Origin of the sequence: Streptomyces sp. NBC_00239, assembly GCF_036194065.1 — a bacterium.
GTDB lineage: Bacteria > Actinomycetota > Actinomycetes > Streptomycetales > Streptomycetaceae > Streptomyces.
In genome coordinates, this window is record NZ_CP108095.1 from 213564 (window position 1) to 239395 (window position 25832).

A 25832-nucleotide genomic window follows, 5' to 3' on the forward strand; every position below is an offset into this window, starting at 1 on the left:
CCCCGAGCAATCCCCCGAGGAGAACGACATGAAGAAGGCCGTCATCTGCGCAGCCGCGGCCGTGGCCATGGCCGCCGTGCTCCGGCAGGTGCTCCCCGACATCCAGCGCTACCTGCGCATCCGCAGGATGTGACTCCCGCAGCGCCCCGCCGCCCGAATGGCGTACGGGGCGCACGGCACGTCGGCGTGCCCGACCTCCGGGCCCCCCTCCGGCCGGTGTAATGAGCCCCGGCAGGACGGAGACCGATGCACGAGATGTCGATCGCCATGGCCGTCGTGGGCCAGGTGGAAGAGGCGGCGCCGGACGGCGCGGCGGGGATCGTCCGCCGAGTGGAGCTCCAGGTAGGCGAGTTGGCGGGAGTGGTCCCGGACTCCCTCGCCTTCTGTTTCGAACTCGCCTGCGCCGGAACGGTACTGGAGGGTGCGGAACTCGTCATCGCGCCCGTGCCGGCCCGGGCACACTGCGGCGCCTGCTCGGGTGAATGGGCCCCGGGCATGCCCCCCGACCTGTGCTGCCCGGCCTGCGGGAAGGCCACGGAGGTCGCGCTGCGGTCGGGACGCGAGCTACGCATTCTCACCGTGACCTGGGAGGACGCTCCGGAAGCGGCCCCCTGCCGGGCACCGATCTCCGAGGAGGCCTGAACCATGTGCCGAGTGGTCGACCTGCAACAGGCGGTACTCGCCAAGAACGACGGGGCCGCGCGGGCCCTGCGCACCGAACTCACCGCCCGCGGCACGACGGTCGTCAACCTGCTGTCCAGCCCGGGCAGCGGCAAGACCGCCCTGCTGGAACGGGAACTGCTGCTCGCCCGCGAGCAGGGGGTGGCCGTGGCCGCCCTCACCGCGGACCTGGCCACCGAGAACGACGCCGTGCGGCTGGCCCGTTCGGGGGCCCTGGTCAAGCAGGTCCTCACCGACGGCCTCTGCCACCTGGAGGCCTCGATGCTGGCCCGCCACCTGGACGGCTGGCTTCCCGAGGAGACGCGGCTGCTGTTCGTGGAGAACGTGGGCAATCTGGTCTGCCCCGCGTCCTACGACCTCGGGGAGTCGCTGCGCGTGGTCCTCGCTTCGGTGACCGAGGGCGAGGACAAGCCGCTGAAGTATCCGACCGCCTTCGGGCCGGCCCACCTGGTGGTGGTCACCAAGACCGACATCGCGCGGGCCGTCGACTTCGACGAGGCGGCCTTCCGCGCCAACGTCCAGCGGGTCAATCCGGGCGTGGAGGTGGTGCTCACCTCGGCCCGCAGCGGTGACGGCGTGGGGCTCCTGCTGGACCGGGCGCGGGCGATCGGGAACGGCGCGGCGGCACACGTCCCGGTGATGGCCCGGCCGCAGGACGACACCCGCGGACCCGGCCCCGGGCACGCGCACCCCCACGTGCACGACCACGACCACGACCACGACCACGGTCCGGGACACACGCACGACGAGGGGCACGTGCACCACCACGGGCAGCCCGGCCCCACCGTGGCGCAGACCCGCTGATGGAGTCCGTGGAGCGCCGCCGGGTCACCGTCCACGGCGTCGTGCAAGGCGTCGGCTTCCGGCCGTACGTCTACGCCCGCGCCACCGGACTGGGGCTGGCCGGGCACGTCACCAACACTCCGGAAGGCGTGGTGACCGAGGTCGAGGGCGCGCCCGCCGCAGTGTCGGCGTTCTGCGAGCGGCTCGCGGCCGACGCGCCCCCGCTGGCCGTCGTCGACGCGGTGGACCACTGCGCGGTCCCGGTGGTCGGCGGCGGCGGATTCTCGATCATCCCCTCGCGCGGCGGCGGACCCGCCCGGACCCTGGTCTCCCCGGACACCGCCACCTGCGCCGCCTGCCTGGCCGAACTGGCGGATCCCGCCGACCGGCGCCACCGGCACCCCTTCATCACGTGCACGCACTGCGGGCCCCGCTTCACGATCGTCACCGGGCTGCCCTACGACCGCGCCCACACCACCATGGCCGGCTTCCCGATGTGCCCCGACTGCGCCCGCGAGTACGCCGATCCCGCCGACCGCCGCTTCCATGCCCAGCCGGTGGCCTGCCCCGCCTGCGGCCCCCGGCTGCGGCTGCTCGCCGCGGTGCGCACCGCGCCCGGCACGCCGTACGGCGGCACGCCCGCGACCCCGTACACGATCCCGTACGGACCGCCGGACGGGCCGCCGTACGAGGTCGGCGGCGCGGACCCGGTGGCGGCGGCGCGCCGGATGCTGGCCGGGGGCGCGATCCTGGCGGTCAAGGGGCTCGGCGGTTACCACCTGGCGTGCGACGCCGCCCGGCCGGCGGCCGTGGCGGAACTGCGCCGCCGCAAGTCCCGCGGCGACAAGCCCTTCGCCGTGATGGTCCGCGACCTCGCGGAGGCGGAGCGCCTGGCGCACCTCGGTCCGGAGGAGCGCGCCTTGCTCACCGGCAGCGTCCGGCCCATCGTGCTGCTCCGGCGGCGCGGCGACGCCCGGGGCCCGGGAGCGCCGGCCGAGGAGGTCGCCCCGCGCAGCCCCGACCTCGGCGTCATGCTCCCGTACACGCCGGTGCACCACCTGCTGTTCGGGCTGCCCGGCGATCCGCCCGGGCCCCGGCTGCTCGTCATGACCAGCGGGAATCTCGCGGGCGAGCCCATCGTGACCGACGAGGCCGAAGCCCTGGAGCGACTCGCCGGGATCGCCGACGGCTGGCTCACGCACGACCGCCCCATCCACGTGCCGTGCGACGACTCGGTGGTGCGGGTGTGCGACGGCGAGACCCTGCCGGTCCGGCGCTCGCGCGGCTATGCCCCGCTGCCGGTCGCCCTGCCGCTGCCGGTTCCGCCCACGCTGGCCACCGGGGGCGACCTCAAGAACGCGCTGTGCCTCGGCGAGGGCCGGCAGGCCTGGCTGTCGGCGCACATCGGCGACATGGACGATCTCGCCACCCAGGACGCCTTCGAGCGGGCCGGCCGGCAGCTGGAGTCCATCACCGGCGTCCGGCCCGAGCACCTGGCCTCCGACCGGCATCCCGGCTACCGGTCGGGCCGGTGGGCGGCCCGCAACGCCGGTGGCCGTCCGCTGGTGCGCGTGCAGCACCACCACGCGCACATCGCGGCGGCGATGGCCGAGCACGGTCTGGACGCGGGCCGGCGGGTCATCGGAGTCGCCTTCGACGGCACCGGCTACGGCGACGACGGCGCGGTGTGGGGCGGTGAAGTGCTCCTCGCCGACTACGCCGGGTTCACCCGCTTCGCCCATCTCGCGTACGTCCCGCTGCCGGGTGGCGACGCCGCCGTGCGGCGGCCGTACCGCATGGCCCTGTCGCACCTGCGGGCGGCGGGCCTCCCGTGGGATCCGGACCTGCCGTGCACCGCCGACTGCCCGGATGACGAACTACGCGTACTGGCGCGCCAGTTGGATCGCGGGCTGAACTGCGTGCCGACGTCCAGCATGGGCAGGCTCTTCGACGCGGTCTCCTCGCTGGCGGGCATCTGCCACCGTTCCGGCTACGAGGCCCAGGCGGCGATGGAGCTGGAGAACGCAGCACTGGGGGCCGCCGTACGCGACGACCCCGTCGGCTACGCCTTCCGCCTGTACTCCCCGGGCCCCGGCTCGTCCGGCCCGGTCACCGCGGACCCGGCGCCGCTGCTGGCGGCGGCGGTGGCCGACCTGCGGGCGGGCGTGGACCCGTCGGTGATCGCGGCCCGCTTCCACGCCGGCACCACCGCGCTCGTCGGCCGGCTGTGCGCGCTGGCGCGCGACCGGCACGGGCTCGACACGGTGGTCCTGACCGGCGGGGTCTTCGCCAACACGCTGCTGTCCTCGGCCTGCGCCCGCACCCTGCGCGAGCTCGGGTTCACGGTACTGCGGCACCGCAGGGTGCCGCCGAACGACGGCGGGCTGGCACTCGGCCAGCTCGTGGTGGCCGCCGCTCGCGAGGTCACCGACCCACCACAGCGAGGAGAGGCCCATGTGCCTGGCGGTACCCGGCAGAGTGCTTGACATCGCGGAGCGGGACGGCACCCGGATGGCGACCGTGGACTTCGGCGGCGTGCAGAAGGAGGTGTGCCTGGAGTACCTGCCGGACCTACGGGTCGGCGAGTACGCCATCGTCCACGTGGGGTTCGCCCTGCAGCGGCTGGACGAGGAGTCCGCCAAGCAGACCCTGGAGCTGTTCGCGGAACTCGGGATGCTGCAAGAGGAGTTCGGCGACCCGTGGGAACTGGCCGCGGGGCCCGACGAAGGAGCAGGGGAATGAAGTACATCGACGAATTCCAGGACCCGGCGCTCGCCCGCCGGCTCCTGGACGAGATCCACGCCACGGTGACCCGCCCGTGGGCGCTGATGGAGGTGTGCGGCGGCCAGACCCACACCATCATCCGGCACGGCATCGACCAACTCCTGCCCGATCAGGTGGAGTTGATCCACGGGCCGGGCTGCCCGGTGTGCGTCACCCCGCTGGAGGTCATCGACAAGGCGCTGGAGATCGCCTCCCGGCCGGGCGTCATCTTCTGCTCCTTCGGGGACATGCTCCGGGTCCCGGGGACCGGCCGCGACCTGTTCCGGGTGCGCAGCGAGGGCGGTGACGTCCGGGTGGTCTACTCGCCGCTCGACGCGCTGACGATCGCCCGGCAGAACCCGGACCGGGAAGTCGTCTTCTTCGGCATCGGCTTCGAAACCACCGCCCCGCCGAACGCCATGACGGTCCATCAGGCCAAGAAGCTGGGCATCCGCAACTTCAGCCTGCTGGTGTCGCACGTACGGGTTCCCCCGGCGATCGAGGCCATCATGCTGTCGCCGAGCTGCCGGGTGCAGGGCTTCCTCGCCGCCGGGCACGTGTGCAGCGTCATGGGCGTGGCGGAGTACCCGGAGCTCGCGGCGCGCCACCGGGTGCCGATCGTCGTCACGGGATTCGAGCCGCTGGACATCCTCGAAGGGGTCCGGCGGACCGTGCGCCAGCTCGAGCGCGGCGAGCACACCGTGGAGAACGCGTACGCGCGGGCCGTCCGCCCGGAGGGCAACCCGGCCGCGCTCGCCATGCTGGCGGACGTCTTCGAGGTCACCGACCGGGCCTGGCGCGGCATCGGGGTGATCCCCGGCAGCGGCTGGCGACTGGCGGACCGCTACCGCGAGTTCGATGCCGAGCACCGCTTCCAGGTCACCGGGATCACCACGCAGGAGCCCGCCGAGTGCCGCAGCGGCGAAGTGCTCCAGGGGCTCCTCAAGCCGAACGAGTGCGCGGCCTTCGGCACCGTCTGCACCCCGCGCACGCCGCTCGGCGCCACGATGGTCTCCAGCGAGGGGGCCTGCGCCGCGTACTACCTCTACCGCCGGCTCGACCTCCAGGCCGCGCCCGCCGCTCCCACGACGCCGCTGGAGGCGAGCCCCGTTGGCTGAGACCGCACCGCTGGACGTCGGCTCCTGGACCTGTCCGGCCCCGCTGCGCGACCACCCCCGGGTGGTCATGGGGCACGGCGGGGGTGGCGCCCTGTCCGCCGAACTCGTCGAGCACCTCTTCATGCCCGCCTTCGGCGGCCCCGCGCTGGCCCAGCTCGGGGACGCCGCCGCGCTCTCGCTGGGCGGCGTCCGGCTGGCGTTCTCCACGGACTCGTACGTGGTGCGCCCGTTGTTCTTCCCGGGCGGCTGCATCGGCGACCTCGCGGTCAACGGCACGGTCAACGACCTGGCGATGAGCGGGGCCCGGCCGGCCTACCTCTCCTGCGGGTTCATCCTGGAGGAGGGCGTCGAGCTGTCCGTCGTGTCGCGGGTGGCCCGGGCGATGGGCGAGGCCGCCCGGGCCGCCGGCGTGGAGGTGGCCACCGGGGACACCAAGGTCGTCGAGAGCGGCCACGGGGACGGGATCTACGTCAACACCGCGGGCATCGGCCTCATCCCCGACGGGGTGGACCTGCGCCCGCAGCGGGTCGTGCCCGGCGACGTGGTGATCGTCAGCGGTGACATCGGGCTGCACGGCGTGGCGATCATGAGCGTGCGGGAGGGCCTGGAGTTCGGGGTGGACGTCGAGAGCGACTGCGCGCCGCTGGGCGGCCTCGTGCAGAGCATGCTCGCGGTCACCCCGGACCTGCACGTCCTGCGCGACCCCACCCGCGGGGGTCTGGCCGCCTCCCTCAACGAGATCGCGGCGGGCTCCGGCACCGGCGTCGTGATCCACGAGGCCCGGATCCCCGTACCCCCGGCGGTTGCAAATGCCTGTTCGATCCTCGGTCTGGACCCGCTGTACGTGGCCAACGAGGGCAAGCTCGTCGCCTTCGTACCTCGCGAGCACGCCGACGCCGTACTCGACGCGATGCGGGCGCACCCCCTGGGCCGCGGCGCGACCGTGATCGGCGAGACCGTCGAGGCCCACCCGGGCATGGTGGTGGCGCGCACCCGGCTGGGTGGCACCCGCGTGGTCGACCTGCCGCTGGGGGAGCAACTCCCGCGGATCTGCTGAGGACGCACGCCGTCCCGCGCGCCCGGTCCGGCGGGGGCCGCGAGGTCCCCGCCGTGGGTCAAGCGGCTCTGGGGCGGGTATCCCGTGAGACCACGACGGCCCCGGTGCGCCGGGCAGGCGCCGGACCCCTCCGTCGCAGGAAGCCAGCGGGTCGAGCGAGACGGTGATCGTCGCGAACCGTTCCCTGGACGCGGTGACCCGAGTCGACCTGTGGTTCCGCGACATCGACGGGCTGCGACCGGCCGAGTACGAGAGAGTGGACGGCGAGGACGTCGGCGTTGCGCCCGCCCGGCAGGAACCGGGCGAGCACTGCGAAAGCTGACCGCGAGCCGCGCCTGGCCGATCGCGGGCCGAGCCCCGGCCGAGCACGAGCGCCGAGCACGAGCGTCGAGCGCGGTTCCGCCGACTGGCGCCCGGAGTGCACGCCCCTCCCGGGCCGCGCAGGGTGGTGCACCCACCCCCTTCGCATCGGAGGTCCGACGTCGATGCCCGAGAAGGCCACCACGGTCACAGACCCGCCCACCGCCCCGGCCGGCTCCGCCACGGCCCGCAGACGTTCGGGCGACCTGGCGCGGCTGGGGTCCGTTGCCGCCGCGTACGGCCTCGTCCAGCTTCTCCTCGTCGTACCGGGTACCGGGATGGGGTGGGATGAGACGGTGTACGTCAGCCAGGTGTCCCCGGACGCTCCGGCCGCGTACTTCAGCGCACCGCGGGCCCGTGGCATCACCTACCTGGTGGCCCCGGTCGTCGCGATCACCTCCTCCGTGGCGGCGCTGCGGGTCTATCTGGCCGTGCTGGCAGCGGCGGGACTGCTGCTCTCGCTGTGGGTGTGGCGGGGGCTGCTGCCCACCCGCGTGCTCGCTCTGACGGGAGGCCTGTTCGCGGGGCTGTGGATCACCGTGTTCTACGGCCCGCAGGCCATGCCCAACCTCTGGGTGGCTTTCGCGGCCCTCTTCACCGTCGGATGTTTCCTGAGGGCCGCGCGCAATCCCGAGGACCGCCTCGCACCGGTCGGCGTCGCCGCGGGAGTGGCGTTCGCCGCACTCATGCGGCCCGGTGACGCCGTGTGGCTGGTCCTGCCCCTGCTCTGCGCCGCGGTGGCCGTCCCCCCGTGGCGGCGGGCCGTCCTCCCAGCGGCTCTGGCCGTGGGGCTCGTCGTGGGCGGCGCCGAATGGGCCGTCGAGGCCCACCTCCGCTACGGCGGCCTGCTGCCCAGGCTCCGGAGGGCGAGCGAGATCCAAGGCGGTCTGGGCTGGAACCCGGCCTTCATCGATCAGCTGCGCTCCCTCGACGGGCGGACGTTGTGCCGGCCGTGCGATGTGCCGTGGTCCCGACCCGTCACGGGCCTGTGGTGGTTCGCGCTGCCCCCGCTCGCCGCGGGCGGGCTCTTCGCCGCGTACCGCACCGGCCGCGGCAGGCTCGTCGCCGTGCCCACCGCGGTCGCGCTGTTCCTCGCCGCGCCCTACCTCCTGATGATCGGCTACGCGGCTCCGCGCTTCCTGCTGCCCGCATACGCACTGCTCGCGATCCCGGTCGCACTTTGTTTGGACCGCCTGTTCGCCGCCTCCCGCACCCGCCCGCTCGCCCTGACCGCGCTGTGTGCCGCCCTCGCGGCTCATCTGGCGCTGCAGTTCGCGGTCGCCGGTGCCGCGGCAGCCCGCAGCCGCGCGGACCGGGCGGCGTTCACCGCGGTCGCCGCCGAGCTGCACCGTCTGGGTGTGCGCCCACCATGCGTCCTCAGCGGCACCGAGGCGGTCCGCGCCGCATTCGCCACCGGATGCGCCGCCCGCCAGGTGTACGGGGGCCACGACGGCAGCATCACCGCCGGTGACCTGGCCTCCCTCGCGCGTACCCGGCCGACGGCAGTGCTGGTGTCAGGAAGCTCCCCGGCTCCGCGCTGGGCTCACGACTGGCACCCCCATCTGCTGCCTGAGGTACCGGGCCACCCCGCCTACCGCGCCCACCTGGCTCCCGCGACGTTGCCGGCGCCGCCCGGCGGGCCGGGACGCCGGCGTTCCGGAACGCCGAGCAGGCCCTCCACGCCCTGCCGGTCGATGCCGGACCCGGCATGGCCTACGCCGGGCCGGCCCCGCGACGGCTCCTGGACCGATGGCTGGACGCAGAAGCCCGAAACCGATCACCTGACCGCCGGATCTGTCTCAGTCCGCCGTTCTGGAGCTCAGCACGGCATCGGCTTGCGAGACGCTGTGCAACCGCTGCGGCTACTCGCTTGAGGCAGGGCGGAAGCGCACGAAATCGACTTCGCCGGCGTTGGTGGCGAAATCGACCCGCCAGCACCCGGGGCCGAGTTCGATGACGCCTACCCCGCCATGTGCTCGGATCCCTCCCGGGTCGGCGGCACCGCCGTAGGCCGAATCGAACATGTAGAGGCGACCATCGGTCAGCCGGATGACGCCCGCTCCGACGGAGTGCCAGGCACTTGCGGGGACCTTCTCGGGATCGTCATCGGCTTCGTCGATCGGACAGCGGACGAGGACCCCGCCCTTCTGGTCCGCTGCGAACCACGTGAGGGTCTCGCCGTCAAGGATCAGGACGGGCCGCCCCTGCACGTCGACCCACCCGAAGCCCCCGTACGGCGTCCCCTCGGAAACCGGCGGATTACACGCCCGGTCGTAGTCGCACTCCGGGCCGTCCGGATCACCCCAGGTCCAGCCCTCAGGAACCGCAACGCCCACGGGAGGCAGCGTTCCCCGCCAGTGCTCAGCCGCCTCTGCCGGGACCACGACGACCGGTCCGCCGCCCGAAGCCGTCCACGGTCGGCCGCGTTCATCGATGTTGGGCCCCATGAGTACCTCCGGCAATGGTCTTCGTACGGCGCACGCCCTCGTGCGACGCCGGCAATGTTTTCATGCGCATGGCGATCACGGGTGAGCCCCGATCACTCATGCGGCCATGTTCGTCCAGGCCGCACGCTACGTCCTCGACCTCGCCCTCCCCCTCGCCCTGCCGGAACGGCCCTGCTCGCCGGGATCCTGTCAGCGGTCCCCCCTCGGTCTGGGCACGTAATGCTCCACCCCGCCCTCACCGCCGCTTCCGGACTCCTCGCCGCCCACTGGATCACCGACCACCGATTCCAATGGTCCGAGCGTGATCAACTCGGCCGTGCAACCGGCCGGGGCAGTCGCTCACGGCTCGGTGAGAAAGGGGGGCGGACCTGGGCTAACGTGAAGAGAGGCGCACCGCCGCGTCCGCCCGCAGACGAATCCGCCAGGCGGTGTGCTCGATGGGCAGGTGAGGTCCGTGACCAGCACAGCCAGCGCGTCCGGTGCCGAAAGCCACCGCCACGACGTGATCGTCGTCGGAGCACGGTGCGCAGGAGCCCCGACCGCCATGCTCCTGTCCCGCCTCGGTCACCGGGTCCTCCTCGTCGACCGGGCTACCTTTCCGAGCGACACGATCTCCACCCACCTGATCCATCCGCCGGGCCTGGCTGCGCTCGAACGCTGGGGACTGCTGGACCGCGTAGTCGAAACGGGCTGCCCCGCCATCCATACCTACGCGTTCGATCTCGACCCCTTCCTCATCGTCGGCTCTCCTGCCGGTGAGGGATTCGACGTCTCCTACGCCCCGCGCCGCACGGTCCTGGACAAGATCCTGGTCGACGCCGCCGCGGAATCGGGCGCCGAGGTCCGCGAGGGATTCACCGTCGAGGAGATCCTGTTCGACGGCGGGACGGTCACCGGCATCAAGGGCCACGGCAAGGACGGCAGGACGGCCACGGAGCACGCCCGGATCGTCGTCGGAGCGGACGGAGTCCACTCCTCCGTCGCCCGGGCGACGGACGCCACGGGCTACGCGGAGAAACCCAAGATCAACGCCTACTACTACGCCTACTGGGCCGGTCTGCCGATGGACGGGACGTTCGAGGCGTACGACCGCGAGGGCCGCGCCTTCGCCGCATGGCCAACCAATGACGACCAGACGCTGGTCATCTGCGCCTGGCCCATGCGCGACTTCGAGGCCAACCGCGACGATGTCGAAGGCAACTACCACGCCGCCCTGGCCCGCGCGCCGGCCTTCGCCGAACGGGTCTCGAAAGCCACTCGGACCGAGCGGTTCGTCGGCATGGCCATCCCCAACTACTTCCGCAAGCCCTACGGTCCCGGCTGGATCCTCGTCGGAGACGCCGGATACCTCAAAGACCCCATCACCGCGCAGGGCATCCAGGACGCCTTCCGCGACGCAGAACGGTGCACCCGGGCACTCGACGACGTACTCGTCGGCCGCCGGCCCTTCGACGAAGCCATGCGGGCGTGCCAGGAGACTAGAGACTCCGAGGTCATGAGCATGTACGAGTTCACGGCCGACTTCGCCGCGCTGGAACCGCCGCCCCCCGAGATGCAGGAACTCCTCCTCGCCGTTTCCCGCAGCCGCTCGGCACAGGACGAGTTCGCCCGGGTGACGGCCGGTGTGACACGCCCTGAGGAGTTCTTCGCGCGCATGCAGGAACGCATGGAACATCAGACGCCCAACGCCGCCTGACAGTTCAGAGAAGTGATCGAACCGAAGCTGACCGCCCCGCCCCACACGGGGCTCATCCGCCGACCTCCGCGTCGTGCCGGCCCCCTCTTCACGCGTCGCACCCACCACCCGCAGGCCGTCCCCCGGAGCGGCCCCGGCATGGAGCCGGGACCGGACGATGGGGGCGATGTCCATGGGCAGCACCGTACGGAGTCCAGTGGTCGGGTCCTGGGCGCTTCGCGTGGTCCGGGCACAAGGTCCGGGGCCCTCCGCTTCCGCACCCAGGCGCTTCACCCGGCCGGCGTGGTCCGCCCGGGGCGGCCGCAGGCGCCCGGCACGCCCATCGAGGACGTGGCCACGTCGCGGTGCGTCAATGCCTGCAGGACGGCCGGACGCGGAGCAGCTCCGTCCGGAGCACGGGTGTGCCATCGACCGGTGCGGGGTTCTCCGCGGTCGGCTCGACTCCCCCGGCGGCGACCTTGTCGAGTGTCTTCAGGCCGTCGGCGCCGACCGTGCCGAACACCGTGTAGTTCGGTCGCAGCGCAGAGTCGCCGTATACGACGAAGAACTGTGAACCGTTCGTGTGCGGACCGGCGTTGGCCATCGCCAGCAGGCCGCGCCCATAGAGGCGGCGCGCGCCGGTCGGGTCGGTCGGTGCCGGCGGCAGGTCCACCGGCAGCTCGTCCTTGTACTTGTACCCGGGGCCGCCCTCACCGGTACCGGTCGGGTCGCCGCACTGCAGGACCTTCAGCGTCGGATACGCCGTCAGACGGTGGCACACCGTACGGTCGTAGAACCCGTGCCGGGCCAGGTGCAGGAAACTCTGGACCGTGCACGGCGCCTTGGCCCGGTCCAAGTGCAGCGGGAGCGGACCCTGGCTGGTCGGAACGGCCATGTCGACCGTTCCACGGCTGGGGGTGCGCCGCGGGTCGGGCGGCAGCGGAACACGGCGCGCCGGCGGCTCGTCCGGGGTCTGGGTGTACTGGCAAGGGCCGTGCGTGGTGCGCGGCGGAGCGCCGTCGGAAGCGGTGGCGACGCTCCCCCCGGACACGACTAACGCCACGGCCGCGAATGCGCTGATCAGTGCTCGTTTCATCTTGCACGCCCTCCCGATGATCTCCAGGTCTTGGAGCGGTCGCAGTCTAGGGCGTGGTTCGGTCCGCGGGAATGGTCAACGGCAGGAGGCCGGCGCGGCCGACCCGGAGGTCCTCGCCCTTCTTTCTGTGGCCGCGCCGTCGCATCCGGCGTCGCCCTTCGTCCGGTCGGGCGCCTTGCGGTACGGACTCGGCGAGCTTGGCCACGGCGGGCGACCGGCGGGTCCAGGCTCGGACGACGTCCAGAACGGCTTCGTGGGAGGCAGCGCATGCCCGGTACCCGGCCCGGACGCGACGATTACCGCGCCTACCTCGTCGCAGTGCCGGCCGGCTGCCTCGTGGGGCTGCTCGGCGGGGCGTTCCGGTGGTGCCTGGAACACGCGGACCGGCTGCGCGGCTCCCTGCTGGAGACCGCCGACGGACTCGACGGCCCCGGGTGGCTGGTCCCGGTCGCGCTCGCGGCCGCCGGCGCGGCGCTGGCGTGCGCGATCGCCCGGCAGGTTCCGTACGCGGCGGGCAGCGGGATCCAGCACGTGGAGGCGGTGTGGCAGGAGCAGGCCCACACCGTGTCCCGTCCGCTGCGGCTGCTCGCGGCGAAGTTCACCGGCGGCCTCATCGCCATCGGCTCGGGACTGGTCCTCGGGCGGGAGGGCCCCATCGTGCACATGGGGGCTTCGATCGCCGTCGAGTCGGGACGCCGCACCCGGCTGGGCCCCGACGACGCCCGACTGCTGCACGCCGCGCTGAGCGGCGCCGGCCTGGCCGCGGCGTTCTCCGCCCCGCTCGGCGGGCTGCTGTTCGTCTGCGAGGAACTGACCCGCACGGTGCGGCCCCGGCTGGTGCTGCTCACCGTCATCGGCACGGCCGCGGCAGTCGCGTGCTCCCGCCTCGTCGTGGGCGACGCGCCGATCTTCCCGGTCCCCGGCGCACGGTTCCCGCCGGTGTCGACGCTGCCCCTGTTCCTGCTGTTCGGCGTGGCGGCCGGGATGCTGGGCGCGGCCTACAGCGGCCTCGTCGTGGGCATGCTCGCCGTTTCCGACCGGCTCACCCGGGTACCGGCCGTGGTCCGGGCCGGCGCCATCGGCTCCGTCGTCGGTCTGCTGATGGCCTCGGACCCGCTGCTGGCCGGGGGTGGCGACCCGCTGAGCCAACGACTGCTGGCGGGCGACAGCCCCGCAGTGGCAGCGCTGGCCGGCTACCTCGTCGTACGGTTCGTGGCCGGGCCGCTCAGCTACGCGGCCGGGACGCCCGGCGGGCTGTTCGCCCCGCTCCTGGCGCTGGGAGCGCTGTGGGGAGCTCTCGTACACACGGCTACGGCGCCGCTGCTGCCGGCACACGCGGTCGGCCCCGGCGCGTTCGCGGTCGCGGGCACGGCAGCCCTGTTCGCCGCGGTCGTACGGGCTCCGGTCACCGGCGTCGTCCTGGTCGTGGAGTTGACCGGCGCCACCCCCCTCATCGTCCCGGCGCTGATCGCCTGCTTCGCCGCGACACTGACCGCCGACCGGCTGGAGAGCGCGCCCATCTACGACAGTCTGCGGCGCCGGATGCTGGAACGCCCCTGAGGGGGTTGCCCGAAACCTGTCGCACCCGTACCACTGCCGTCAGACGCCCGCCAGCGCCAGTTTCAGGAACGTCACCTCGGTGCCGGACCTGAGGTCGATCTCCTCGTCCAGGTCGCGCACCCGGCGGTTGCCGACCAGCACCAGGAAGCCGCTGCGCCGGAACGCGCTCAGCGCCAGCGCCGTGCACGCCTTCGGATCGGCGGCGCTCCGCGAGACCCGCATCCGGATGAGCTCCCGCACCGAGAGCCGGTCCGCGGCGACCTCCACGCCCCGGCCGTGGGCACCGCTCCCGGCAGGACTGTCGTCGATGAACGTGATCATTCCCATGCCCCGCACCCTAGGAGCCGCCACTGACAGCGACCGGCTGCGCCGGCAGGCGCGGGGCCCCCGGGCCGCCGCCGGCCGTCACCGCCCCGTTCCCGTGGGAAGCAGGCCGACCGGGCGGGCCGTCCGGAAACGGTCACGACCCCGCCAGGCGGGTGCCTGGCGGGGTCGTGCCGTCGTGCGGGGGGCCGGTCAGTCGGTGAGGTATGCGCGCAGGACGGTCACCTCGGACGTGTTGCCGGCGGTGTCGACCGCGGTGCCGCGCAGCGACACGTGGCCGCCCGCCGGCGGGTTCTGGACGGTGACGGAGCCGTCCCGGACCGGCACGGCCTTCCAGGTGCGGCCGTCGTCGTAGGAGTAGGACACCGTCAGGGACTTCAGCCCGCGGCCGGCCGCGGGACCCTGGACGGTGACCGGGATACGGAGCGGGTGGCCCGCGTTGGTGGTGCCCTCCATGCGGATGTCCGGGGTGAACCGGACGATCGAGGCCGGGAGTTTCGCCGGGGCGCCGGCCGGGGTGGTGGCGGAACGGAACATCCAGGTCGCGGTCACCTTGGACGAGGTGCGGGTGACGGCCGAGGGCTGGATGGACGAGGCCACCAGCTTGTACGAGGCCGTGCCGGCCGGGACGGTGAAGGGCGTGGAGTCACGGAGTTCGGCGGCCCGGGTGCCGACGACGGCCCCGTTGCGGTGGAGCACGGTCCTGCCCTGGGCGAGGAAGTCCGTGCCGTTGTGTCCGGCGCCGTCGGCGAGCAGCGGCAGCGTGCCCCAGATCCGGTTGCCCTGGCGGTAGAGACCGAGCCCCGCCGCGGTGTCCAGCCGCGGGCCGACGACGGCCGTGCCGAGCCGCTCCGTGTGCGTACGGCCGCCCGCGTAGGCACGCTCGCCGGTGTACGAGTTCTCCTCGCGCCAGCCGCCGCCCGCGGTGCTGCCGAACTGGGTCGTGGTCAGCTTCCACGTGGCGCCGTCGACCGCGGACAGGTACGTCTTCACCGCGGTCGGCACGCTCCGCCAGGGCGGAGCGGGGTTCACTCCGGCGCTGCCCATGATCCGGCCGACGGTCTCCACGGAGCCGTACTTGCCGCCTGCCGAGGTGCCCTGCTCGACCAGGACCGTGGCCAGGTCGGCGGCCTTCAGGTGCCGGGTGTAGCCGGTGCCCAGGCTGCGCACCCGCCCGCCGAGCGCGGCGTGGTACTCGTCGTCGCCGTCCAGCCAGTGCGTGTCCCAGCGCTGCACCAGGGTGCTGCCGGCGGCCGGCTCCGGGCCCTGGCCGCTGGTCCGCAGCCGGGCGTACGAGGGCAGCCACCAGCCGAATCCGTAGGTGGTGGTGCCGATCCGCAGTTCGTAGTTGGGGGTGACGAATTGCTGGGCGGCGGTGCGCGAGGGCACCGTGATGTCCACCGGCTTCGCGGTGCGCGCGTCGACGGCGACCGTGGTGTTGCCGGTGATGTCGAGTCGGGGCCGGGAGATCCAGTCGATGCCCGACCCGGCCTGCGCCGGGTCGACGTAGATGCGGGAGTCGAGGATGTAGCGGCCCTTGGGCAGGCGGACCGTCTCGGAGCCGGAGTTCTCGTGGTTCTCGAAGCCCTTGCCGGTGGCCGGGCCGGTCACGCCGACGAGCGTGCTGATGTAGGCGGTGGGGTGCCGGCCGTCGCGGCCGGTGTGGCGGAGCGTCAGCGTGTACGACTCGACCTCGCGTTCGGCGATGACCGCCGTGCGGACGCTCTGGGCACCCGCGGTCGCGACCGCCTGCCCGGCGTACCGGCCGTTGACGGAGCCGCCGAGCCGGGTGTTCAGGGTGAGGTTGACGGAGGCGGAGCCGCCGGCGGGGACGGTGAGGGTGGGCTTGGCGAAGGCGAGGAAGCCGGCCGGCGCGGGCTTGCCGTCGGGGCCGGTGGCGCCGGCGGACAGCTTGAGGGTGACCGGGGCGGTGCCCAGGTTGCGGTAGGTGACCTTGCGGGTCTCGGGGGCGTCGTCCCCGTGCGGCCACTGCCCGCCGGCGAAGGCCAGCGAGAGCGGTTCGGCGGTCACCGACTGCCCGAGCGCCCGGTCGACCGCGATCCGGCCGCCGCCCTGCTGGAAGGCGTGGTACGGGCCGGGCTTGGCGGAGCCGACGAGGACGCCCTTGAGCTGGGCGCCGGTCCACTTCGGGTGCTTCTGCTTGAGGAGGGCGGCGGCGCCGGCCGCGTGCGGGGCGGCCATGGACGTGCCGGAGAGGGTGAGGTGGCCGGGCGGCTTCTGGCCGAAGCGCCGCTCCAGGACGCTGCCGGCGGCCGAGGCCGCGGTGATGTCCACGCCGGGGGCGGTGACGTCGGGCTTGATGGCGCCGTCGCCGGTGCGGGGCCCGGTGCCGGAGAAGTCGGCGAGGACGTCGGCGCCGTTGACGGCTCCCACGGTGAGGGCGGCGTCGGCGCTGCCCGGGGAGTCGATGGTGCCGGCCCCGGCGCGGCCGCTGTTGCCGGCGGCGACGGCGAAGAGCACGCCCTTGCCGGCGGACAGCTTGTCGATCGCGGCTTCGATCGGGTCGATGCCGGGATAGTCCTCGGCACCGAAGCTGAGATTGACGACCTGGGCGCCCTGAGCGACCGCCCATTCGATGCCGGCCAGGATGGCGGAGTCGTCGCCGCCACCGCTGTCGCCGAGCACCTTGCCGTTGAGGAGCTTGGCGCCCGGAGCGACGCCCTTGAACTTCCCGCCCGACTTGGCGCCCGTACCGGCGGCGATGGAGGCGACGTGGGTCCCGTGTCCGAAGCGGTCCGTGGTGCTGCCGGAACGGGAGAAGTCCTTTGCGGCCACGACCTGTCCTGCGAGGTCGGGGTGGCCCGCGTCGATGCCGGTGTCGAGGACGGCGATCTTCACGCCCTTGCCGTCGTAACCCGCGGCCCAGGCCTTGTCGGCGCCGATCTGCTTCGTGCTCTTGTCCAGGCTCGCGGTACGGATGCCGTCGAGCCAGACGGCGGATACGCCGGGGGTGGTGGCCCGGCGCGCGGTGCCCGTCTGCGGGTCGGTGAGCGCCTCCCAGAGCCCGGCCGCCCCGGCCGGGGTCGCGGTGACGGCCTCCGCGCCGAGCAGCCCGTACGTGCGCTCGACGCGCAGCCCGCCGGCGGAGCGCAGGGCGGACCTGGCGGCCGGGGCGGCGCCCTCGTAGCGGACGATCAACTGCAGCCGGTCGCCGCGGGCCTTGCGGTACGCGGGGCGGGTGAGCTCGGTGAGGTCGAAGAGCCGGGCGTCGAGGCGGCCGGAGTCGATCAGGCGCTGGGCGTCGAGCGGGACGAGTCGGGTGCGGCCTCCGTCGCGGCGGACCGCAACGGGTATCTGCTCGCGGCCCTCGGCCGGGGCGAAGCCGACGGGGCTGCCCTGGGTATCGACGGTGACGCGGTCCCCGGTGATCAGGGTCAGCTGGGTGATTCCCCGACCGGCGGGCAGGTGGCCCTGGCGGGTGTCGGAGCGGCCGGGCGTGGGTGCGGCCGCGACGGGTGTCGTCAGACCCGCCGCGAGCGCGATGGCGGCGACGGCCGCAAGGCCACCGGCCCCCGCCCCTCGAACACGAAATGTACGCACGTCGTTTCCCCCTGAAAGACAAGCGATCACCCGCGGGAAGAATGTGCACCACGGGATCCGAAGTATGACCCCGTGCCTGACGGACACTCAATGACCGTTTCGCAACAGGCCAGAGGGCTTGTATGACCGTTTCGTGACAGGTTGGCGGGACGGTGGGACAGGGGGCGGCGGGGCGGGTCGAGGCGGCCGGTGACCGGGTAGCCGGCCGTGGCGAGGGCCCGGTAGTCGGTATGGCCGGGGTACTCGGCGAGGAGCCCCCGCTCCACGGCTGCTGATCGCCTGAGCACGCGGTCAGAGGGTGCAGAACCTCGGTGAGGAGGCGGCGACTTGGCGGTGCCGCCCAGGCCGGTCACGGCGGCGACGTCGATGCGGTCCGTTCCTTTGCACCACTGACGGCACTCCCCCGCCCGTGGGGGGCGATCATCGGGTGACAGAATGGCGGGCCGGTGCCGGTCGCCATGAAGGAGAAGACATGCGGCAGCGACTCAATCTGATCCTGCTCGGTGTGCGCGATGTCGCCGCCTCGGTCGCGTTCTACGAGGCGTTGGGCTGGCGAAGGTCCAAGGCGGGTTCGGACGAGTTCGTGCTGTTCGAACTGGGTGGGGTCGCGGTCGCGTTCCAGTCCCGCGAAGCCTTCGCGGCCGATGCCGGTCTGCCCGACCGGGAGCCGGGCGGCTTCGCCGGCTTCGCCCTGGCGTACGTGGCCCGCAGCGCCGAGGAGGTGTATCAGGTCATGGCCAAGGCCGCCGAACTGGGCGCCACCGTCACCCGCCCGGCCGGCCCGAACGCCTGGGGACACAGCGGATACTTCACCGACCCCGACGGCCACCTGGTCGAGGTGCTCTACGAGGACGGTTGGATCTTCGACGAGCACGACGATCTGGTGCTCTGACCGCACGAGCCCGAGCGGTGGCCCCAGCCCTCCGCAAGCAGGGAGCCGGCCAGGGAGAAGCCCTCTGACCGAGGAAGGCACCGTGCCGTGCTGGACGGCCTTTCGTGCTCGTCGGCGGTGAGATGGACGCAAACCCGGACCGCGCGGCCAGACCGCGCGGCCAGGGCTCGCGGAGCCTGCGGGCCTCAGGCGGCCCTCGGGGGTTCCGGGAGGGCCAGGGCGGGCGACCCGCCGGCCCACCACACGCCGATCGCGAACGCGGCCGTGGCCTCCACGTACGCCGCCCGGTCCAGCCCACCCGCCGGCATCGGGCTCCACCCCATCGCGGTGATGAGCTCCGTGACGTGCCCGGCGGCCCCCGGGTCGTCCGCGCAGAACGGCACCGCGGGCGGGGTCGCGCCGAAGGCGCCTGCCGGGTGCTCCCACATGTTCGCCTGGAGCAGGTTGAAGGCCTTCACCACGTGTGCGCCTGGTGCCGCCGCCCCGATCAGGCCGGCCACGCTCTCCCCGGCGCCGGTCGTCAGCATCACTCCGCCGGGCCCGGGGGCAAGGGGGTTCGTGCAGTCCACGACCGTCCGCCCGGCCAGTGCCCCGGCGTGCTCCCGGGCCAGCGCCGGCGCCGCCGCGGCCGGTACGGCGAGAAGCACCACCTCCTCCCCATACCCCGCCGCCTGCGCGGCCGTCCCGTGTCCGGCAGCCCCGATCCGCCCGGCGAGCGCCTCTGCGGCGGCCGCGTCCCGCCCGCCGATGAACACCTCGTGCCCGGCCCGCGCCCACGCACCGCCCAGTGCCGCCGCCATGTCTCCCGTACCCAGTACGCCTATGCGCATCGTCGTATTGCCTCTCGTCCTGTCTGGTCCTGCTCGTTGCGTTCTGTGGGGTGACGCTACGGACGCCGACGCGCACCGTTCGGTGTCCATCGGCGGAGGCAGAATGGGCGGCATGGAGAAGCTGACCGATCCGGCCGCCGGCTTGCCGGACCTCGCGTACACGGCGGACTGTCGGGCGCGCGTCGCCTTCGAGGTGCTGGCGAACCGCTGGGACAGCGTCGTGGTCTTCACGCTCGGCGTGACCGGCCCGATGCGGCCCCGCGCGCTGGTCGCGCGGATAGGCGGGATCAGCCCGAAGGTTCTCAACGAAGCGCTGCGACGGCTGGAGTACAACGGCCTCGTCGAACGTCGCGCGTACGCCGAGGCCCCGCCGCGCGTCGACTACGCCCTGACCGAGGCCGGCACGGCGTTGCTCACGCCGATGCGGGCGATGGGCGCGTGGGCCGCGCGGTACGCGGACGACGTGCTCGACGCGCAGGACCGGTACGAGACCCGCTGAGGCAGGGCGGTGGGGGGTGGATCGCGGGGGCGGGGCGGTGAGAGTCCGCAAAGGAGAGGAACCCCAGCCGACGCACGGCTGGGGTTCCTCGAGGCGGTGAGTATGGGTGGGCGGTGGGTTTCGGTCAGCAGGTGGAGTTGCCCGCGCCGTGAAGCGCTCGTCTCTCCGCCGGCAGGCCGCCCCGAATGGCCATCACCGGGGGTCGGGCAGGTTAGCGCTGCAGCGTGAGGATACCCGGCCGGTACGGCAGTTGGTCGTAAGGGCCGCTCGCGGTGGGGGACTTGCCCTGGTAGAGGAATTGCAGGTTGCAGGGGTCGATGGTCATGGTCTGGTCGGGGTTGCTGCGGACCAGATCACCGTGGCTGATGTCATTGGTCCAGGTGGCACCGCTGTTGGTCCTGCCCGCGAAGGGGTTGCTTTCGCCGGCGGCCTGCGGGGTCCACGAACCGCTCAGGCTGGATGACGTGAACGAGCGGAAGTAGCGCCCGTGCGCACCCTTCGCCTCAACGATCATGAGGTACTGCTTCTGGCCCTGGACCTTGTAGACCTGCACCGCCTCGAACAGGTTGGCTTCCGTGTCGCTCATGACCGTCGTGTAGGACGAGCCGAAGCTGCCCGGGAAGTTCCCGATCGGCATGCTCGCCCGGTAGATCTTGCCGTTGTCACCGGCGAAGAACAGGTACATGTTCTGGTCGTCAGCGATCAGGGTCTGGTCGATCGGGCCGGTGGGGGAGCCGGAGATGCCACCGGTGAACAGTGGCTGCGGCGAAGACCAGCCGTTGGGGTTGGTGGGGTCGCTCGACGTGCGGTAGATGAAGGGCCACGCACCCCACTGGTACGCCAGCACCCAGATGTTCTTGGGAGCGAAGTGGAACAGCGTAGGCGCCACCGTGGCCTGGCTCATCCCCTTCTGGCCGGCCGACGCCATGTCCGACCAGTTCGTGAACGGGCTGAACGCCATCGAGCCGTACGACGATCCCGACGAGTTCGACGCGTAGACCAGGTGCTTGCCGTTGTGCACCACGTGGGTGAAGTCCTTCAGCGAGACCCACCCGTTCGCCGGCTGCGTCAGGGCGCCCGTCGAATTCCACCGGTAGGTCGACGGAAGAGCACACTTGCCGCCCGTCGGCGGAGAGGTCGAGGTCCCGGACGGGCCGGTCCACTTCTGGTTGCCGACGGACGCGCAGGAGTACAGCTGGATCTTGGTGCCGTTGGCGGTGGCCGCGCCGACGGCGTCGAGGCACAGCCCGGACTGGACGCCGGTGATCGTGCCGTTGCTGTTGACGTTCCACTGCTGGTTGGCGCCGCCGTTACAGTCCCAGATGACCACCGCGGTGCCGTTGGCGGTGCCCTTGTTCTTCGCGTCCAGGCACTTGTTGCCGTAGGTCGTCAGCTGCTTGCCGGCGGTGTGGGTCCAGCGCTGGTTGGCCTGGCCGTTGCAGTCCCACAGCTGTGCCTGAGTGCCGTTGACGGAGGTGGAGTTGTCGATGTCGATACAGCGACCGGACGGAAGGCCTTTGATCTCCCCGGCAGCGGTCCCGTCGGCCGGCTTGCCCGGGGTGGTACCGGAGGCGGCGTTGAGGGCGTTCATGACGGCGGTGTAGGCGGCCTTGGGCTTGCCGTTGTTGTCGAACAGCAGGGGGCTTTCGCCGCTGCGCCAGGAGTCGCTGTCACGGATGCCCCATACCGTGATGCCGGTGCACCGGGCCACGGACAGGCAGGCGTTGACCGTGTTGGCGTAGTGGGTGGGCGACGCCTGGGCGATGTCCAGCTCGGTGATCTGGACGTCCACGCCCAGGGCCGCGAAGTTGGACAGCGTGGTCTGGAGGCTGGACGGCGGGCCGCTGGTGCCGAAGTGGCTCTGGAAGCCGACGCAGTCGATGGGCACGCCGCGGGACTTGAAGTCCTTGACCATTTTGTAGACGCCTTGGGTCTTGGCGTCGGTCCAGTTCTCGATGTTGTAGTCGTTGTAGCAGAGCTTGGCCGCGGGGTCGGCGGCGCGGGCGGTGCGGAACGCTCCCTCGATGAAGCCGTTGCCCAGCACGTTCTGGAACACCGAGCTGCGGTGCTGGCCGCTGCCTCCGTCGGCGAAGGCCTCGTTGACGACGTCCCAGGCGTAGATCTTGCCCTTGTAGTGGGTCATCGCGGCGGTGATGTGGTTGTTCATCACGCTGCGCAGCGTGGCCGCGTCGCGGATGGAGCTGACCCAGGACGGGAGCTGCGAGTGCCAGACCGTGGTGTGGCCGCGCAGGCGCTGTCCGTGTGCCACGGCGTGGTTGACGATCTGGTCGGCGGGGCCGAAGTTGAAATTGCCGCGGGACGGTTCGATGGCGTCCCACTTCATCTCGTTCTCCGGGGTGATCATGTTGAACTCCCGGTCCGATATCCCGGCGTACGTCGGGTCACCGAGCCTGCCGGCGGCCACGGCGGTGCCGAAGTACCTGCCCGAGGGGGCCGCCTGCGTGCCCAGTGCGGCGGCTCCGGCGGAGCTGGGGAGGAGCGTCACGGCCCCGGCCACCATCGCCGTGGCCGACAGTCCTATCACCACTGTTCGGCGACGCCGGCCGAGCCGGTGCAGGCCCTTCATGATTCTCCTCGGGGGCCGCGGTCCGACCTGGGTGCCGTGATCGTGCGCGCATCGGCCGGTGCGGCCTGATGCGTCGTGGGTCGGGGGCGGTGCAGGACGTGGGCCCGTTCCTGCGTACCGGTCGCCCGGGGGTCGTGGGTGTGTCGCGTCATGGGAGCGGCTTTCTTCAGGGAATACGTCAATGGGGAAGTCGGGGAACTATCACGCCGGCGCCACGTGGTGAGCGGCGGAGGAGCACCCCACGAAGTGGAGGCCTTCGAGAGTCCTGAGCGCGACGATGGGGGCGAACCCGCCCCCGTCGAAGGGAGGTCCGACGGCTGCGGACCTCCGCCTACTTCAGCGCTGTACCACCCGAGTTGTGGTGGGCGATCGTCTTGTTGATCAGGTTTCCGCCATCGGTCTCGACCGATGTCTGTTCTTGCTGTCCTGCACCGAACAGAAGGCCCACGACATGCGCGTTCGCCACCTGGTCCATGTGCGCGAAGAACCAATCCACCTTGTCGTCCTTGTAATGGTTGAGGGTGTTGTTCTGCGCCATGTTGCCTACGGGGATCTGCCACAAGACCACTGGTTTGCCCACGGACTCGGCCATCGTCTTGTAGAACCCCAGCGAGGCGGCTGCCTTCCGGTCGGTCCAGAAGTTGTCGTGGCCGCCGTGGGCCGGCTGTGCGTACCAGCCTGCATCGCGGTCCGACACGTCGGCGACCGGGAAGTCGGCGTTTCGGGCCCCGAGGTTCGCGTAATCCTCGGTACATCCCCGGGTGTTGTTCTGCCAGTCCCAGCAGGAAAGGTGGAACCCCACGGCGGTGTTCGGCGCATATTTGTGCGCCATCGCGATCAGGCAGCGGGAGAGTCCGGCGGCGCTGTTCTCCTGAGATCCGCAATCCCTCGGATGATGGCCACGACCTCCCCCGGACCGTCGCCCGAGCCTGCCAGATCCCCGAGGTCGCGCAGAGCACCAGGTCCAGAAGAACTTCTGCGGGCGCGGGCTGCCCTTGTAAGTCGCCTGGGCCGCATGGGAGTCCCACCAGGTCACGTAAGTGCCGGGCGCCGTGGTGCTGCCGGACCAGCAGCCCCACCAGCTCTTCCACGCATCCTGGCATTTCGACGCCGAATAGTAGTCCGACGAGGGCGCGGGCTGGCTGTGCACATAGGCGTACCGCACGTCGAACGGAGCGGCGGTCGCCGAGGCGTCAGACATCGAGCCGCCGATGAGTACCGTGCTACTACCCATGAAACGGGTCGCCGAGCTGCCGCCGCCGCTGCCGACACTCCCGGCCGGGACGAGTTGCCATTGCTGGTTGGCGCCGCCCTTCGCCGCGAACAACGGTGCGGCCGTGGTGCAGTGGGGCCGTCACGGAGGGGCCAACCAGCAGTGGCGGTGGTGGGCAACGGAACATGTCTGTGCTCTCCTTCAGCGTCTACATCTGACCGGACCACCTGTCCGGACCCCACTGAGTGGTCGCCGAAGGCCGAAAAGGTTGCCTCTACACGCGAAGATCCACAGATTCCTCCTCGACGGCTGCCTCGGCGCAGGCGGCCAGGGCGTGGTGTACGAGGGCTACGGTGCGGGCGGCCGGCGGGTGGCCGTCAAGGCCCTGCACCGGGTGAGCGACGGCGATCGGGTGTTTCTCATCGAAGGTTGAGCGGGGAGGGTCATTCGTTTCCGTTGCGCTGGCGAGCGGCGAGGATCGCGACGTCGTCCTCGTACGCACCGTTCGCCAGGCGGGCCAGGAGCGTGTCGAGCATGTCGTCGAGAGGGCCGTCCGCCGGCAGGCTCACCGTCTCAAGTGCCTGCACCGAGATGTCGATGTCTGTGCCGCGTCGTTCCACCAGGCCGTCCGTGTAGAGCAGCAGAGTGGTGCGGCGGTCCATGCGTACGGTGAGCGACTCGTAGCCACCGAGTCCGGTGCCGATGGGCGGGCCGGCCGGGAGCCACAAGACCTCGATGCTGCCGTCCGGTCGTACGGCAGCGGGCGGCAGGTGCCCGGCGCTGGCCGTCGTACAGGTGCCCGCACCGAGATCCATGACCGCGAGCAGACAGGTGGCGAGGCGGTCAAGGCCGAGGTGCGCGACCTGGCGGTCGAACTCGCCGAGGATCTTGTCGACGCTCGCGCCGGAAGCGGCGATGGTGCGCAGCAGGGAGCGGTACTGGCTCATGGCGACAGCGGCCCGGAAGCCGTGGCCCATCACATCGCCCATGACCAGCAGGGTGCGGGAGTCCGGCAGGGGAATCGAGTCGTACCAGTCCCCGCCGACGAGGACGCTGCGGCCGGAGGGGAGGTAGCGGGCGGCCACTTCCACAGCGGGGTGGGGGGCGCGGGGTTCGGACAGCAGGGCCCGCTGGAGTTCCAGCGCCATGGTGTGTTCGTAGCTGTAGCGGCGCGCGCTGTCGATGGAGACGGCGGCCCGGCCGGCCAGCGCCTGGAGCGTCGCGAGGTCGTTGTCGTCGAAGGGCTGCGATGCGCCGGCCCGACCCAGGAGGACGACGCCGACCGGGTGCCCTGCCGTGATCAGCGGGGTGATGAGAAGCGAGTGGATGCCGGCCGCTCGGAAGAGCCTGGCCCGTTTGGGCTCCACGGTCACCTTCTGGAACAGCTCGTCCGTGGCCAGGTTGCCCAGCCATGGCCGCCCGGTGTCCAGGCAATGCCGTGTGGCGACGCCACGGGGAACGTCGGCGTACGGTCCTGGTCCGCCCAGCTGGTGCAGCACCCATTCCATCCCAGGAGGTGCTACCCCTCTCGTCTTGCGCAGCCGCAGGAAGCCGGGAGGAGGCGGGGGAGCACCGGTGAACTCCTCTTCGACGATCCCACCGCGGCCACGTCGGCGAGCGAGGGGGCCAGGAAGTCGACCAGCTCCTGGCACGTGGTTTCGATGTCGAGTGTCGTGCCGACGTGCGCGGCCGCGGCATCCAGCAGGGCAAGCCGCTGGTGCGCGGTCTCCAGGTCGTCCAGATAGCGGCGCAGATTGCTGATCTCCACGCCGATCCCGCACAGACGCGCGCCCTGTCCCGGTAGATCCACCCGGTGATAGACGGCGCGCCAGAGCCTCTGCCCCAGCGGTGAGGAGACCCCGGTCGTTCCTGCGATGGTTGCCTCCCGAGGCTGCCCGTCTGCGAGTACCTCGAACAGGACGTCGTCCGGGCTCTGGAGATCGGGCAGCACTTCCCCGAGCGTTCGCCCCAGGAACGCAGTGGCGGGCACGCCGCTGACCCGGACCCATGCCGGGTTGACGTACAGATGGCGCAGCTGCGCGTCGAGAACGACGACGGGGGCCAAGGTCCCCTCCACAAGCTGACGCGCCGGAAGGCCATCACCCTCCGGAAGGAGCCACTGCGGCATGGGGCCCTCACCGTTCACAGGTTTCCTCTCGCTTTCTTCCCCCGGAGCCGATGCATACCCCGTCCGAGGAAGTGACTCGCGCGGTGAGGCCGGGCGCTGGCGTCGAACAGCCGTCCCCCGCACTGGTTTCTCGGTCCTGGACGGGGCCCGATCCCCATTGGGACGGTCCTCTACCGCGTCGGTTGCAGGGTCAATTGCGTACGCCGCGGCCGAGGCGCCTGTGCCACCAGGTGTCCAGCTGCCAGCCAGCTCCAATGA

Annotated in this window: 23 protein-coding genes; 14 read left to right on the forward strand and 9 right to left on the reverse strand. The window is 72.0% G+C overall.

Annotation, left to right across the window (positions count from 1 at the left end; translation table 11 throughout):
- The first annotated feature begins 28 nt into the window (after positions 1 to 28).
- The 9 genes from OG764_RS41640 (at position 29) to OG764_RS01185 (ending at position 8636) form a co-directional block, all read left to right on the forward strand.
- Positions 29 to 133 carry a DUF6893 family small protein gene (locus OG764_RS41640; protein ID WP_443055838.1) on the forward strand — a complete coding sequence of 35 codons (105 nt, stop codon included), beginning with the start codon at positions 29 to 31 and terminating at the stop codon, positions 131 to 133.
- A gap of 113 nt (positions 134 to 246) precedes the next feature.
- The gene (hypA, locus tag OG764_RS01150; RefSeq protein WP_328966453.1) at positions 247 to 642 is read left to right on the forward strand and encodes a hydrogenase maturation nickel metallochaperone HypA; all 396 of its coding nucleotides are present in this window, start codon (positions 247 to 249) and stop codon (positions 640 to 642) included.
- Between the two features lie 3 nt (positions 643 to 645).
- Positions 646 to 1485, forward strand: coding sequence for a hydrogenase nickel incorporation protein HypB (gene hypB, locus OG764_RS01155; RefSeq protein ID WP_328966454.1), 840 nt, complete (start codon positions 646 to 648; stop codon positions 1483 to 1485).
- The gene (gene hypF, locus OG764_RS01160) at positions 1485 to 3950 is read left to right on the forward strand and encodes a carbamoyltransferase HypF (RefSeq protein ID WP_328966455.1); all 2466 of its coding nucleotides are present in this window, start codon (positions 1485 to 1487) and stop codon (positions 3948 to 3950) included. The genes hypB and hypF overlap by 1 nt, the downstream gene beginning before the upstream one ends.
- The gene (locus tag OG764_RS01165) at positions 3919 to 4206 is read left to right on the forward strand and encodes a HypC/HybG/HupF family hydrogenase formation chaperone (RefSeq protein ID WP_328966456.1); all 288 of its coding nucleotides are present in this window, start codon (positions 3919 to 3921) and stop codon (positions 4204 to 4206) included. The genes hypF and OG764_RS01165 overlap by 32 nt, the downstream gene beginning before the upstream one ends.
- Positions 4203 to 5345, forward strand: a complete 1143-nt coding sequence (gene hypD, locus OG764_RS01170; protein ID WP_328966457.1) for a hydrogenase formation protein HypD — start codon at positions 4203 to 4205, stop codon at positions 5343 to 5345. Before OG764_RS01165 ends, hypD begins: the two co-directional genes overlap by 4 nt.
- Positions 5346 to 5412: 67 nt before the next feature.
- On the forward strand, positions 5413 to 6402 hold the full coding sequence (gene hypE / locus OG764_RS01175) for a hydrogenase expression/formation protein HypE (protein WP_443056174.1): 990 nt from the start codon (positions 5413 to 5415) through the stop codon (positions 6400 to 6402).
- A 193-nt stretch (positions 6403 to 6595) separates the two neighbouring features.
- The gene (locus OG764_RS01180; protein WP_328966459.1) at positions 6596 to 6724 is read left to right on the forward strand and encodes a hypothetical protein; all 129 of its coding nucleotides are present in this window, start codon (positions 6596 to 6598) and stop codon (positions 6722 to 6724) included.
- 163 nt (positions 6725 to 6887) lie between these two features.
- Complete coding sequence (locus OG764_RS01185) at positions 6888 to 8636, forward strand: hypothetical protein (RefSeq protein ID WP_328966460.1); 1749 nt, start codon at positions 6888 to 6890, stop codon at positions 8634 to 8636.
- Here OG764_RS01185 and OG764_RS01190 read toward each other — a convergent pair.
- Positions 8625 to 9209: a hypothetical protein gene (locus OG764_RS01190; RefSeq protein ID WP_328966461.1), complete on the reverse strand. Its 585-nt coding sequence runs from the start codon at positions 9207 to 9209 to the stop codon at positions 8625 to 8627. The genes OG764_RS01185 and OG764_RS01190 overlap by 12 nt on opposite strands.
- Positions 9210 to 9663: 454 nt before the next feature.
- On the opposite strand from OG764_RS01190, the gene OG764_RS01195 reads away from it, so the two are divergent.
- Positions 9664 to 10905: an NAD(P)/FAD-dependent oxidoreductase gene (locus OG764_RS01195; RefSeq protein ID WP_328966462.1), complete on the forward strand. Its 1242-nt coding sequence runs from the start codon at positions 9664 to 9666 to the stop codon at positions 10903 to 10905.
- Positions 10906 to 11254: 349 nt separating this feature from the next.
- Here the strand turns inward: OG764_RS01195 and OG764_RS01200 are convergent, their stop codons facing one another.
- Positions 11255 to 11980 (reverse strand): peptidylprolyl isomerase, encoded by a 726-nt coding sequence (locus tag OG764_RS01200; protein WP_328966463.1) that lies wholly within the window; start codon positions 11978 to 11980, stop codon positions 11255 to 11257.
- Between the two features lie 267 nt (positions 11981 to 12247).
- On the opposite strand from OG764_RS01200, the gene OG764_RS01205 reads away from it, so the two are divergent.
- Positions 12248 to 13540 (forward strand): ClC family H(+)/Cl(-) exchange transporter, encoded by a 1293-nt coding sequence (locus tag OG764_RS01205; protein ID WP_328966464.1) that lies wholly within the window; start codon positions 12248 to 12250, stop codon positions 13538 to 13540.
- Positions 13541 to 13579: 39 nt separating this feature from the next.
- Here OG764_RS01205 and OG764_RS01210 read toward each other — a convergent pair whose 3' ends face one another.
- Both OG764_RS01210 and OG764_RS01215 read right to left on the reverse strand, forming a co-directional pair.
- Positions 13580 to 13867: a hypothetical protein gene (locus OG764_RS01210; protein WP_328966465.1), complete on the reverse strand. Its 288-nt coding sequence runs from the start codon at positions 13865 to 13867 to the stop codon at positions 13580 to 13582.
- 189 nt (positions 13868 to 14056) lie between these two features.
- Positions 14057 to 17425: a S8 family peptidase gene (locus tag OG764_RS01215; protein ID WP_328966466.1), complete on the reverse strand. Its 3369-nt coding sequence runs from the start codon at positions 17423 to 17425 to the stop codon at positions 14057 to 14059.
- Between the two features lie 472 nt (positions 17426 to 17897).
- Here OG764_RS01215 and OG764_RS01220 point away from each other — a divergent pair, with 472 nt between their 5' ends.
- Positions 17898 to 18317, forward strand: a complete 420-nt coding sequence (locus OG764_RS01220) for a VOC family protein (RefSeq protein WP_328966467.1) — start codon at positions 17898 to 17900, stop codon at positions 18315 to 18317.
- A gap of 185 nt (positions 18318 to 18502) precedes the next feature.
- On the opposite strand, the gene OG764_RS01225 is transcribed toward OG764_RS01220, so the two are convergent.
- A complete protein-coding gene (locus OG764_RS01225) occupies positions 18503 to 19147 on the reverse strand; it encodes an NADPH-dependent F420 reductase (protein WP_328966468.1) in 645 nt (214 codons plus the stop codon).
- Between the two features lie 112 nt (positions 19148 to 19259).
- On the opposite strand from OG764_RS01225, the gene OG764_RS01230 reads away from it, so the two are divergent.
- Positions 19260 to 19646, forward strand: a complete 387-nt coding sequence (locus tag OG764_RS01230; protein ID WP_328966469.1) for a winged helix-turn-helix transcriptional regulator — start codon at positions 19260 to 19262, stop codon at positions 19644 to 19646.
- Between the two features lie 211 nt (positions 19647 to 19857).
- Here OG764_RS01230 and OG764_RS01235 read toward each other — a convergent pair whose 3' ends face one another.
- Both OG764_RS01235 and OG764_RS01240 read right to left on the reverse strand, forming a co-directional pair.
- A complete protein-coding gene (locus OG764_RS01235; RefSeq protein ID WP_328966470.1) occupies positions 19858 to 22233 on the reverse strand; it encodes a non-reducing end alpha-L-arabinofuranosidase family hydrolase in 2376 nt (791 codons plus the stop codon).
- A gap of 331 nt (positions 22234 to 22564) precedes the next feature.
- The gene (locus OG764_RS01240; protein WP_328966471.1) at positions 22565 to 23560 is read right to left on the reverse strand and encodes a hypothetical protein; all 996 of its coding nucleotides are present in this window, start codon (positions 23558 to 23560) and stop codon (positions 22565 to 22567) included.
- Positions 23561 to 23714: 154 nt separating this feature from the next.
- On the opposite strand from OG764_RS01240, the gene OG764_RS01245 reads away from it, so the two are divergent.
- Positions 23715 to 23879: a hypothetical protein gene (locus tag OG764_RS01245; protein ID WP_328966472.1), complete on the forward strand. Its 165-nt coding sequence runs from the start codon at positions 23715 to 23717 to the stop codon at positions 23877 to 23879.
- Positions 23880 to 23889: 10 nt separating this feature from the next.
- On the opposite strand, the gene OG764_RS01250 is transcribed toward OG764_RS01245, so the two are convergent.
- Positions 23890 to 24954 carry a PP2C family protein-serine/threonine phosphatase gene (locus OG764_RS01250; RefSeq protein WP_328966473.1) on the reverse strand — a complete coding sequence of 355 codons (1065 nt, stop codon included), beginning with the start codon at positions 24952 to 24954 and terminating at the stop codon, positions 23890 to 23892.
- Between the two features lie 11 nt (positions 24955 to 24965).
- A complete protein-coding gene (locus OG764_RS01255) occupies positions 24966 to 25574 on the reverse strand; it encodes a PAS domain-containing protein (protein ID WP_328966474.1) in 609 nt (202 codons plus the stop codon).
- Between the last annotated feature and the right edge of the window lie 258 nt (positions 25575 to 25832).